The following is a 13,523-nucleotide window of genomic DNA, read 5'->3' on the forward strand; positions in this document are numbered from 1 at the left end:
GCACACATTTTTCTAAATAAACTGTCGTTTGGGAAGTATTTATTTATAGTTACAGAAAAGCTTCTCAATGCTAGCTTCAATCATTTGAAAGAAGCTGTCTAAACTCAGTCACTACTGCTAGAAACTTGAACGCAGATTTAAGCCAGTCTCATTACCCCTGAAGGTTTACTTCGTTCAATCACTACACCTAACAAAGCAGGATTCAACACCTCAAAATAAAGCTGCATCTCTCCCAACAGCAAGGCTTTCAAGCTTGTGTTGTGTTTTTGAGATGGAGAAGCTTGATTTCTATACCTTTTTCCTCTTAACAAAACTGACTGTTGATGTCGCAAACACAAAGGGAAACTATGATACCAATGATTTCGAGCATTAGCCAATTGGAAGAAATTGCATATTCTCAAGTTCGGAATGGTGCAACACCTTCCGATATGCAAGGGCTGAAAAACATTGTCATCATCGATAGCAACGTAGCAAACTATGACGAGCTTGCTGCAGATATTCATTTCCCTAATGAAGTTCATATTCTAGATCGCGATCGCGACGGCATTCAACAAATTACAGAGTTGGTGCGATCGCATTCATCCTATGCTTTACACATCATCGCCCACGGTTCTCCTGGTACCCTTTATCTGGGCAATGCCGAGCTTAATCTTGAGACTTGCGATCGCTACGCTTCAGAACTAGAGTCTTGGCTCCCCGGTTTAGACGATAGGGAAGCGGCCCTCCCTCCTGATTCTCCTACCCTCCTCCTCTACGCCTGTAACGTTGCTGCTGGGGAAGCTGGAGCAGAATTTATTACCCGCCTAGAAAATCTCACCCATGCCCGTATTGCAGCATCTCGTGGTTTGGTAGGTAACACTGCCCAGGGCGGATCCTGGCAACTCACAACCCGAGGCGGCACCTACCCTGTAGCCTTAGCCTTCAGTTCAGAAGTAATGGCAAGCTATGCAGGCATATTAGTGATTAACTATGATCCGAGTAGTTCTGCCTGGCTCTCCTTGGGTAAAACCAGCGATACAAATAAAGGCAACACGGATGCCAATTGGACTGCCGCTGCATCTGATTTAGTAGGGACATCAGCCAATCCCTACATCACGATCCAGACGGATGGTACAAATATTGCCTTTAAAGTTATTGCAGAGCCACAGTCGGGCACATATAAGGCCCTTATGGGTATCTTCATTGATGTGAACCAGGATGGAGTACCAGACTTTACTATTGAAATTAACGTTGAAAACCCATCGGGTCAGCAAAGTGGGGGTCAAGCTGCGGCTTTCAACCTGATCCCAATCCTTCAAGGGACATCGAGTACAGCCAATACTAGCCCCAGTACCACCAAAATTCCCGCTGCAAACACCAATACTTATTACAGTTTGCTCTCGAACAACCTCAACGTTGTTCAAGTTACTTCAAACGTATCGAACCTGGACGCAGATTTAACGAGTGAGAACGCTTACGTCTTTAGCTTTACTTTGGCTGCTTTAGACGCATTCCGCACTCAAGTTGCAGCCTACAATCAAAATCCAGCCAACGCCAGTGCTTTATTACGGCCAATTCCAACATGGCCAACCACACAATCTCAGATTTTCGCTGCGGGGTTAACAGCCTCTAATAGCCTCCAGGCCGTGAATGGAGATGTTGGTGGAGGTTCTTATAGTGACACAACTCTCTGGAAAGACATTTTCGGAGCCAATCCTCCAATCGCTATCAATGACGCCGTAAGCACTAATGAAAAAACGGCGCTCAATGGGAACGTGCTACTCGCAAACCCGACAACTGCTGATAGCGATCCAGACGGTCAGACGCTAACTGTTGCAGCTGTCAATGGTGTCGCCAGTAATGTAGGTAACCAGATTACGCTCGCTTCGGGTGCACTGCTCACACTAAATTCAAATGGTACGTTTGCCTACAATCCAAATGGTAAATTTACCTCTTTAGCCCAGGGAGCAACTACTACTGAAACCTTTAACTACACCATTACTGATGGCTTCGGTGGCACAGCTAGCGCCACCGTCACGGTTACCATTAACGGCGTTAATGATGCACCTGATGCTGTAAATGACAGTGGCTTTAGTACGCTAGAAGATACAGCGCTGTTACTAACTCGTACTCAGTTGTTGGCAAACGACACTGACCCCGAGAATAATGTTTTGACAATTACCAGTGTGCAAGGAGCGGTCAACGGCACAGTTGCCCTTTCTGGTGGCAATATCGTCTTTACCCCGACAGCCAACTACTTTGGTGCGGCTTCCTTTACCTACACCATCAGCGATGGCCAGGGCGGAACTGATACAGCAACTGTGAATTTCACCGTCAATTCAGTGAATGACAATCCTACTGCTGTCAGTGATAGCTTTAGCTTCAACGAAGATACGGTTCTGACACTAAATCCCACTCAGTTGTTAGCTAATGATACAGACCCCGAAAACAACACCCTTAGCATCACTGGCGTTCAGGCAGCCGTCAATGGAACGGTAATAATTTCTGGTGGAAATGTTGTCTTCACGCCAACTGCTAATTACTTTGGCCCCGCTTCTTTCACCTACACCGTCAGTGATGGCCAGGGGGGAACCAGCACCGCAACGGTTAATCTCACCGTCAACTCGGTGAATGACAATCCCACTGCCGCTAACGATAGTTTTAGCTTCAACGAAGACGCCGTTCTGACGCTGAACCCGACTCAGTTACTAGCCAATGACACAGACGTCGAAAACAATACTCTCAACATTACCAGTGTTCAAGGAGCCGTCAATGGAACCGTAGCACTTTCCGGGGGCAATGTTGTCTTCACACCAACTGCAAACTACTTTGGCCCCGCTTCCTTCACCTACACCATCTCGGATGGACAAGGAGGAACCAGCACGGCAACGGTTAACCTCACCGTCAACTCGGTGAATGACAATCCCACTGCCGTCAATGATAGCTTTAGCTTCAACGAAGACGCGGTTCTGACACTGAACCCGATTCAGTTGCTAGCCAATGACACAGACGTCGAAAACAACACTCTCAGCATCACCAGTGTTCAGGGAGCTGTAAACGGAACCGTAGAGCTTTCCGGTGGCAATGTCGTTTTCACTCCCACGACCAACTACTTTGGTCCTGCTTCCTTCACTTACACCATCAGCGATGGCCAAGGAGGAAGCAGCACCGCAACTGTTAACCTCACCGTCAACTCGGTGAATGACATTCCCACTGCCGTCAATGATAGCTTTAGCTTCACCAAAGATACGACTCTGACGCTGGTCCCGAATCAGTTACTGACTAATGACACAGACCCTGATAACAATCCTCTTAGCATCACCAGTGTTCAGGGAGCTGTTAACGGAACCGTAGCACTTTCCGGGGGCAATGTTGTCTTCACACCAACCCCCAACTACTTTGGCCCAGCCTCCTTTACCTACACCATCTTGGATGGTCAAGGAGGAACCAGCACGGCAACGGTTAACCTCACTGGCAACTCAGTGAATAACAATCCCAATGCCGTCAGTGATAGCTTTAGCTTCAACGAAGATACGGCTCTGACACTGACTCCGAGTCAGTTACTAAGCAATGACTCAGACCCTGATAACAATGCTCTCAGCATTACCAGTGTTCAAGGAGCCGTCAATGGAACCATAGCACTTTCTGGCGGCAATGTTGTATTCACACCAACCGCAAACTACTTTGGCCCCGCTTCCTTCACCTACACCATCTCGGATGGACAAGGAGGAACCAGCACGGCAACGGTTAACCTCACCGTCAACTCAGTGAATGACAACCCCACTGCCGTCAGTGATAGCTTTAGCTTCGATGAAGACACAGCTCTGACACTGAACCCAACTCAGTTACTTAGCAATGACTCAGATCTGGAGAACGGGGCCCTCAGCATCACCAGTGTTCAGGGAGCTGTTAACGGAACCGTAACACTTTCTGGTGGAAACGTTGTCTTCACACCAACCCCCAACTACTTTGGCCCTGCTTCCTTCACCTACACCATCTCAGACGGGCAAGGAGGGAGCAGCACCGCAACCGTTAACCTCACCGTCAACTCGGTGAGTGATAGTCCCACTGCCGTCAGCGATAGCTTGAGTTTCAACGAAGACGCGGTTCTGACACTAAACCCAAATCAGTTATTGGCTAACGACACAAACCCTGATAACAATTCTCTCAGCATCACCAGTGTTCAAGGAGCCGTAAACGGAACTGTACAGCTTACCGATGGCAATGTTGTTTTCACCCCAATCTCCAACTATTTTGGCCCTGCCTCCTTCACCTACACCATCTCAGATGGACAAGGAGGAAGTAGTACTGCAACTGTTAACCTCACTGTTAACTCGGTGAATGACAATCCCAGTGCCGTTAACGATAGCTTTAGCTTCGATGAGGACGCAGTTCTAACACTGAACCCCACTCAGTTGCTAAGCAATGACTCAGATGTGGATAATGGGACTCTCAGTATCACCAGTGTTCAGGGAGCCGTAAACGGGACTGTAGAGCTTTCGGGCGGCAATGTCGTTTTTACTCCCACGACCAACTATTTTGGCCCTGCTTCCTTCACTTACACTATCTCCGATGGACAAGGAGGAAGCAGCACCGCAACTGTTAACCTCACCGTTAACTCGGTGAACGACAATCCCAGTGCTGTCAACGATAGCTTTAGCTTCGACGAAGACACAGCTCTGACACTGAACTCAGCTCAGTTGCTGAGCAATGACTCAGATCCGGATAACGGGACGCCTAGTATCACCAGTGTTCAGGGAGCTGTAAACGGGGCTGTAGAGCTCTTGAACGGCAATATTGTCTTCACTCCCACTAGCAACTACTTTGGTCCCGCCTCCTTTACCTACACCATCTCCGATGGACAAGGAGGAAGCAGCACCGCAACTGTTAACCTCACCGTTAACTCGGTGAACGACAATCCCAGTGCTGTCAACGATAGCTTTAGCTTCGACGAAGACACAGCTCTGACACTGAACTCAGCTCAGTTGCTGAGCAATGACTCAGATCCGGATAACGGGACGCCTAGTATCACCAGTGTTCAGGGAGCTGTAAACGGGACTGTAGAGCTCTTGAACGGCAATATTGTCTTCACTCCCACTAGCAACTACTTTGGCCCTGCTTCCTTCACTTACACTATCTCCGATGGACAAGGAGGAAGCAGCACCGCAACTGTTAACCTCACCGTTAACTCGGTGAACGACAATCCCAGTGCTGTCAACGATAGCTTTAGCTTCGATGAAGACACAGCTCTGACACTGAACCCCATCCAGTTGTTAGACAATGACTCAGATCTTGAAAATGGGACTCTCAGCATTACCAGTGTTCAGGGAGCCGTAAACGGAACCGTAGAGTTTTTGAACGGCAATGTCGGTTTCACTCCGACTAGCAACTACTTTGGTCCCGCCTCCTTCACCTACACCATCTCCGATGGACAAGGAGGAACTAGCACCGCAACTGTTAACCTCACCGTTAACTCGGTGAATGACATTCCCACTGCCGTTAACGATAGCTTTAGCTTCGATGAGGACGCAGTTCTAATACTGAACCCGAATCAGTTGCTGAGCAACGATTCAGATCTGGATAACAATCCTCTTAGCATCACCGGTGTTCAGGAAGCTGTAAACGGAACTGTAGAGCTCTTGAACGGCAATGTCGTTTTCACTCCCACTACTAACTACTTTGGCCCTGCTTCCTTTACCTATACCATCAGCGATGGTCAAGGAGGAAGCAGCACCGCAACTGTTAACCTCACCGTTAACTCGGTAAACGACAATCCCAGTGCTGTTAGTGATAGCTTTAGCTTCGATGAAGACACCGTTCTAACACTGAACCCGAATCAGTTGCTGAGCAATGACTCAGATCTTGAAAATGGGACTCTCAGCATTACCAGTGTTCAGGGAGCCGTAAACGGAACCGTAGAATTTTCTAGTGGCAATGCCGTTTTCACACCAACCCCCAACTACTTTGGCCCTGCTTCCTTCACTTACACCATCTAGATGGCCAAGGAGGAAGCAGCACCGCAACCGTTAACCTCACCGTCAACTCGGTGAACGACAGTCCCAGTGCTGCCAACGATAGCTTTAGCTTCGATGAAGACACAGCTCTGACGTTGGTTCCGAATCAATTACTGACTAACGACACAGACCCTGATAACAATCCTCTCACCATCACCAGTGTTCAGGGAGCTGTAAACGGAACCGTAGAACTTTCCGGTGGCAATGTCGTTTTCACACCAACCCCCAACTACTTTGGCCCTGCCTTCTTCACCTACACCATCAGTGATGGACAAGGAGGAAGCAGCACCGCAACTGTTAACCTCATCGTTAACCCGGTGAACGACAGTCCCACTGCTGTCAATGATAGCTTTAGCTTCAACGAAGATACGGCTCTGACGTTGGTTCCGAATCCGTTACTGGCTAACGACACAAACCCTGATAACAATCCTCTCACCATCACAAGTGTTCAGGGAGCTGTAAACGGAACTGTAGAGTTTTTGAACGGCAGTATTGTCTTCACTCCTACTACCGACTACTTTGGCCCTGCCTCCTTTACTTACACCATCTCGGATGGACAAGGAGGAAGCAGCACCGCAACTGTGAACCTCACCGTTAACGCGGTAAACGACAATCCCACTGCTGTCAACAATAACTTTAGCTTCGACGAAGACACTGCCCTGACACTGAATCCGACTCAGTTACTAACGAACGACACAGACCCTGATAACAATCCTCTCAGCATCACCAATGTTCAGGGAGCCGTAAACGGAACCGTAGAGCTTTCGGGTGGCAATGTTGTCTTCACTCCGACCAGCAACTATTTTGGCCCTGCCTCCTTCACCTACACCATCTCAGATGGTCAGGGGGGGACCAGCACCGCAACCGTTAACCTCACTGTCAACTCGGTGAACGACAGTCCCACTGCCATCAACGATAGCTTTAGCTTCAATGAGGACGCGGTTCTAACACTGAACCCCACCCAGTTATTAGACAATGACTCAGATTTGGATAACGGGACTCTCAGCATCACCAGTGTTCAGGGAGCTGTAAACGGAACCGTAGAGCTTTTGAATGGGAATGTCATTTTCACTCCCACGACCAACTACTTTGGTCCTGCCTCCTTCACCTACGCCATCAGTGATGGTCAGGGGGGAAACAGCACCGCAACTGTTAACCTCACTGTCAACTCGGTGAACGACAGTCCCACTGCCGTCAACGATAGCTTTAACTTCGATGAAGACACAGCTCTGACACTGAACCCGACTCAGTTGCTGAGCAATGACTCAGACCTAGACAATGGGACTCTCAGCATCACCAGTGTTCAGGGAGCTGTAAATGGGACTGTAGAGCTTTCAGGTGGTAATGTCGTTTTCACTCCCACGACCAACTACTTTGGCCCTGCTTCCTTCACCTACACCATCTCAGATGGTCAAGGAGGAAGCAGCACCGCAACTGTTAACCTCACCGTTAACTCGGTGAACGACATTCCCACTGCCGTCAATGATAGCTTTAGCTTCAATGAGGACGCGGTTCTAACACTGAACCCCACCCAGTTATTAGACAATGACTCAGATTTGGATAACGAGGCTCTCAGCATCACCAGTGTTCAGGGAGCTGTAAACGGAACCGTAGAGCTTTTGAATGGGAATGTCATTTTCACTCCCACGACCAACTACTTTGGCCCTGCCTCCTTCACCTACACCATCTCAGATGGTCAAGGAGGAAGCAGCACGGCAACCGTTGGCCTCACCGTTAACTCGGTGAACGACAGTCCCACTGCCGTCAGTGATAGCTTTAGCTTCGATGAAGACACCGTTCTAACACTGAACCCGACTCAGTTGCTGAGCAATGACACAGACCATGAAAACAACACCCTCAGCATCACCAGTGTTCAGGGAGCTGTAAATGGAACCGTTGCACTTTCCGGTGGGAACTTGGTCTTCACTCCGACGACCAACTACTTTGGTCCTGCTTCCTTCACTTACACCATCTCAGATGGCCAAGGAGGAAGCAGCACCGCAACTGTTAACCTCACCGTCAACTCGGTGAATGACATTCTTACTGCTGCCAACGATAGCTTTAGCTTTGATGAAGACACCGTTCTGACACTAAATCCGACCCAATTGCTGAGCAATGACTCAGACTTAGACAATGGAACTCTCAGCATCACCAGTGTTCAGGGAGCTGTAAACGGAACCGTTGCACTTTCCGGTGGGAATGTTGTTTTCACTCCCAATACCAATTACTTTGGCCCTGCTTCCTTTACCTACACCATTTCCGATAGTCAAGGAGGAAACAGCACGGCAACTGTTAACCTTACCGTTAACTCGGTGAATGACATTCCCAGTGCTGCCAACGATAGCTTTAGCTTTGATGAAGACACAGCTCTGACACTGAACCCAAATCAATTACTGGCTAACGACACAGACCCTGATAACAATCCTCTCACCATCACCAGTGTTCAGGGAGCTGTCAATGGGACCGTAGAGCTTGTGAATGGGAACGTCGTTTTTACTCCGCCCCCCAACTACTTTGGCCCTGCTTCCTTCACTTACACCATCTCTGATGGTCAAGGGGGGACCAGTACGACAGATGTTAACCTCACTGTCACTCAAGTTAATGACAATCCTGATGCTGTCGATGATAGTGTCACTGCCATACCCGAAGATACAGCACTAACCATTCCACTCACTCAACTGCTTGCTAATGACGCTGATGTTGATGGCAATTCCCTGAGTGTTACCGCTGTGCAAGGAGCTGTGAGCGGAACGGTGGCTATCGTTGATGGCAATGCCGTCTTCACACCCACAGCCAACTACTTTGGCCCTGCCTCCTTCACCTACACTGTTTCAGATGGGCAGGGTGGAACGGATACGGCAACTGTGACATTTAACGTGAACTCGGTTAATGACAGCCCGAATGCTGTAAATGACAGCTTTAGCTTCACTGAAGATACGGTTTTGTCTCTGTCTCCGACCGAGTTATTAAAGAATGACGTTGATCCTGAGAACAATGCACTGACTATTGTCAGTGTCCAGGAAGCCATCAATGGCACGGTGGCAGTGGTAGAGGGAAATATCGTCTTTAGGCCAGCTCCCAACTACTTTGGTCCTGCTTCGTTTACCTACACCATCTCAGATGGACAGGGTGGAACAAGCACAGCAACAGCCAATCTTGTGGTTCAGCCAGTTCCGGATGCGATCGCCGATAACTTCACCACCAATGAAGATACCCCCATTACGGGTAGTGTCAGGGACACCGACGAGGGAACTACCCCAGCCACCTATACCATTACAACCCCGGTCAGACGTGGCAGACTCAGCTTCAATGCAAATGGCACCTTCACCTATACACCGAATGCTGACTATCATGGTGCCGACTCATTTACCTACACCATTACCGACGCCAATGGGAGGACGGATACGGCAACGGCAACAATTACAGTTCGTGCGATCGCCGATGCCATCAGCGATCGCCTGACTACCACAGTCGTCACCCCTGGCACCATCAATGTGCTGGCTAATGATACCTTCCGGCCTGGAGCACAGCTGATTGGGGTGACCCAGGGGAACCGAGGTACCGTTGTCTTGGCTGCCGATGGCCGTGTTACCTACTCCCCTCAGGCTGGCTTTGAGGGCACCGATAGCTTTACTTACACCGTCAGGTCTACAGCAGGTAATACGGAAACCGCAACGATTAGTGTGCTTGTTCAGACTCGCACACGCTCTCCAGAGCCGGATGATATTACCGGTACCGATGGCGATAACATCCTGAATGGCTATAGCGACCCAGACATGCTGCGGGGCTTGGGTGGTAACGACATTATCAATGGTGGCAGTAGCCGGGATCGCATCTGGGGAGGGGACGGCAATGACATCATCAACGGAGGCAGCGGTGATGATGAGGTCGAGGGTGGCATGGGGAATGACCGCGTTACAGGCGGCAGTGGTGATGACTTACTGATAGGTGGTGCCGGGAATGACCTGTTAATGGGTGGCGATGGTCACGATCGCCTTTACGGCAAGCAAGGCAATGACGTTCTGAATGGCGGGGACGGTAGCGATCGCCTCTACGGTGATGCGGGTCGCGATCGCCTCTATGGTGGCCGAGGCAATGACCTGATGGTGGGTGGTGCTGGCAGAGATACGCTGACGGGTGGACAGGGACGCGATCGCTTTACCTACCTCAGCCGCAACGATTTCCAAGATGTCATTAGCGACTTCGAAATTCTTAAAGATCGCATCGATTTGAGCCACATCCAGGGCATTAGCTCAATGCGCGATTTGCGGCTGGTACAACAAGGCGACGATGTGCTCTTAAAGGTACAAGCAGGTGCAGGATTCCAACTTGCTGCCACCCTCGAAGATGTACAAGCCAGTACTCTCAAGCAGGGGCATTTTATCCTGTAGCCCCAATATCCAGGAAAGCTGTAGGGGTAAGTGATATTTACCCCTGCGACCCTCGAGGCGTTTGCCTTAAACGCGACATAGCGGTAGGAATCGCCCTGTTAATCAGGTTTCCAGCCTCTTTCTCGACCAACATCAATCGCAATCAAACAGCCCCATGCCTTCTGATGTGTAAAGGACCTCTCATGAAGCTATTTCCTCTCCTTTCTATCTCAGCCAATCTCAAGCAAGTTCCCCTGATCCTGAGTACTAGCCTTTTGCTAGCTACGTCTTTGTCTGTTAGGGCGATCGCTCAGACCACTGAGCCGGAACCTACCTCCGGCACATCTGCTGCAGATTTGGTCATTCCCGCTTGGGGAAGTGTGGAACACAACACATCAGGGGGAGGATTTGACGGGGTAACCGGGCTGAACGGGTTTATTCCCCTGGGACAGAATCCGGGCCGCAACATTACGTTTCTGGCACCCCGTTTTTTGCTCGATAACGATGCCAATTTCGGCGGTAGCCTGTTGCTGGGGCATCGCTTTTACAGTGCGAGTGGCGATCGTATTTACGGTGGGTACCTGGGACTGGATCTACGCGAAACAGACGAAAGCAGCTTTACCCAACTGGGGCTGGGATTGGAAAGTTTGGGAGAACGGTGGGACTTTCGGGTCAATGCCTACATCCCGATTGGCGATTCTCGTAACTTGATTGCCGAATCGCGATCGGATACAGGATTAGTGACGTCTACGCAGTTCCAGGCCAATCAATTGTTGCTCTCTAGCCGCCAAGAGCAACAGCTGACCCAGATCCATGAAGCAGCCTTACTGGGTTTAGATGCCGAGGCGGGTGTTAGAATCGCCAATTGGAATACAGGCGACCTGAGAGCCTTTGGAGGGCTGTATTACTATGATGCCGATGGCACCGATGGCACGTTGGGATGGCGGCTACGATTAGAAGCTCGGCCCACCCAAAATTTAACGTTAGGCCTTGGGTTGCAGGACGATGATCTGTTTGGTACGAACCTGCAAGCTTCTGTCCGGTTCCTCTTTCCCCGTTCTCGCCCCCGCGGACCGCTCACCGATGATACCGCTGTCGTGGCACGCCTGGGAGAACCCCTTGGGCGCACTCCGACGATTCTCGTTGATACTCAAGTTGATACTGAAACCACGGTTCAAGACACCACTGAACCTCTACTAAACCCCGAGGAAGAACAACCCTACCGCTTTATTCACGTCACCCTGGGGAGCCAGGGGGGAGATGGTACCGTTGAGCGCCCCTTTGGTACGGTGCAGCAGGCATTGAATGCTGCCGTTTCTGATGGTAATACCATTGTTTATGTGGATGCAGGCGACAACTCCGTCATTCCAGCCTTTACAATTCCCGACCGGGTCCGGGTACTCTCTCAGGCACCCGTTCAACCGATTGCAGGGCTTCCCTTTCCCGGCTTTCCTCAAAGCTCTGCTCGTTTACCCTTTTCCCCTACAACAAACTATCAAGAGGGGATTTTAGTGACCTTGCCCTTCTCAGGGGATGAGCGTTTCCCAATCATTCAAGATACTGGGACAACCAATCTGGTAACGATGGGAGGTCGCACCGTTTTCTCAGGTTTCCGCCTACAAAATGCCGTTGGTAATGCTGTTATCGCTAACCAGGTAGAAGATATCGAAATTCGTGACAATACGATCACGAATTCCGGTAATCGTGGCATCTTTCTCAATGATGTATCAGGCAGTGTTGTGTTGTTTGACAACACCATTACCACTGCTAGGGGAGGAGCTGATTCTGGACAGGGCATACTCATTCGTAACAGCCTGGATAACGCCGTTGATATTTCCATTCAACGTCAGCAAATTAGTGGTAGCCGCGTCGCACTCGAAATTGCAGCGAGTGGAAACTTATCTCAGCAGACTAACTCTGAGCAGGTTGTGAGCATTGATGCAGTTACTGTTCGCGATAGCCGTGAACAAGGTATTCTGCTCACCGCTGATCAGTTAGGAAATCAGCAAGTTACGTTACGAGACAGCACAATTCAAGGAAGTGGTGCAGAAGGTATTTTTACTCGTTCAACCAACTCAGGCTCCCAGGAAACCACCCTTGAGGATAGTGTTGTCAGCAATAATGGAGGTGATGGAATTCATGTACAATCCGGCATTCTGAATGGTTCAACCACGGCTGCTCAGGAATTCTTCCTACGTCGCACGCGTATTGAAAATAATGGCGGTAATGGTGTTTTAATTGAATCGAACGAAGTTGCGGCTCAAGAATTTGCCGCTGACCGCAACACCATTACAAATAATGGTGGTGATGGAATTCGTAGCATTGCTAGTAACTTTTCATTCCAAGAATATGTGACTGATGCACAAAATGAATCATCTGGCATTAGCAACAACATAATCAATAACAACCAGGGACAGGGAATCCGGCTCACAGCGAACAACTCTGCCACGTTGGTTGCTGATATTCAGGGTAATACCGTCAATGGCAATAACAGCAACCCGGATGTCGAAGTAACAGCGACTACGAGCAACAATGATGTCTGCGTCGTTCTGACCAGTAATACCACCGAATCGGGTATTCGCTTAAACAACGTCAGTACCGTACCCGCTTTCTTTGAAGTTGGCGATATTAGTTCTCTTTCCCAGAGAAACATCGGTGGTGTTACCCTGAATCCAATTCCATCCGCCTTTAGCGATCGCCCCGGTATTACATCGTGTTTTTAGAGGCTCCCTTCAAACACTATCAATTCACAGAGCTTACGCATGGATGTTAACCATTAGTTCGGACAGTTTTTCTGAAACCGTTGATTTTGCGTGCGCTTCGCGCACGCAAAATCAACGGTTTCAGAAAAACTGTCCAGAGTATTGTTAATGTTACATAGAGAGGATGAAAACTGCCCTATGTAATATCCATGCTCTACATCTTTCTAGCCGCCATCCCTCTGACGATCATGGCTCCTTAATTTTTGAAAAATGTTGAATATGTTCAATCGCTACCAATAACGCATCTAACATCACTTCATAACTTGCGTCTGTCGATCGATTGATGAGTTATCGTCAAATCTGGTGTACGAAGAAAGATTAAGCGGCGTTCTTGCTGATGTCGGTTTTTGGGTCTACTCGGATCCCATCCTTGAATTTCACTCCTTCAATCACCTCCC

3 protein-coding genes and 1 pseudogene are annotated in these 13,523 nt (G+C 49.3%); all 4 read left to right on the top strand.

Annotated features, from left to right (window positions below):
- The first annotated feature begins 356 nt into the window (after positions 1-356).
- Positions 357-5,975, top strand: coding sequence for a tandem-95 repeat protein (locus NDI52_RS29900; RefSeq protein ID WP_348256875.1), 5,619 nt, complete (start codon positions 357-359; stop codon positions 5,973-5,975).
- A gap of 32 nt (positions 5,976-6,007) precedes the next feature.
- Positions 6,008-9,967 (top strand): annotated as a pseudogene (locus NDI52_RS29905) (tandem-95 repeat protein); the annotation flags it as partial.
- Positions 9,965-10,384 carry a M10 family metallopeptidase C-terminal domain-containing protein gene (locus NDI52_RS29910; protein ID WP_348256876.1) on the top strand — a complete coding sequence of 140 codons (420 nt, stop codon included), beginning with the start codon at positions 9,965-9,967 and terminating at the stop codon, positions 10,382-10,384. The pseudogene NDI52_RS29905 and the gene NDI52_RS29910, both read left to right, overlap by 3 nt.
- 182 nt (positions 10,385-10,566) lie before the next feature.
- Positions 10,567-13,086 carry a right-handed parallel beta-helix repeat-containing protein gene (locus tag NDI52_RS29915; RefSeq protein ID WP_190771777.1) on the top strand — a complete coding sequence of 840 codons (2,520 nt, stop codon included), beginning with the start codon at positions 10,567-10,569 and terminating at the stop codon, positions 13,084-13,086.
- Positions 13,087-13,523: the final 437 nt, after the last annotated feature.

It is taken from the genome of Leptolyngbya sp. PL-A3 (genome assembly GCF_039962325.1).
Taxonomy (GTDB): domain Bacteria; phylum Cyanobacteriota; class Cyanobacteriia; order Elainellales; family Elainellaceae; genus Vacuolonema.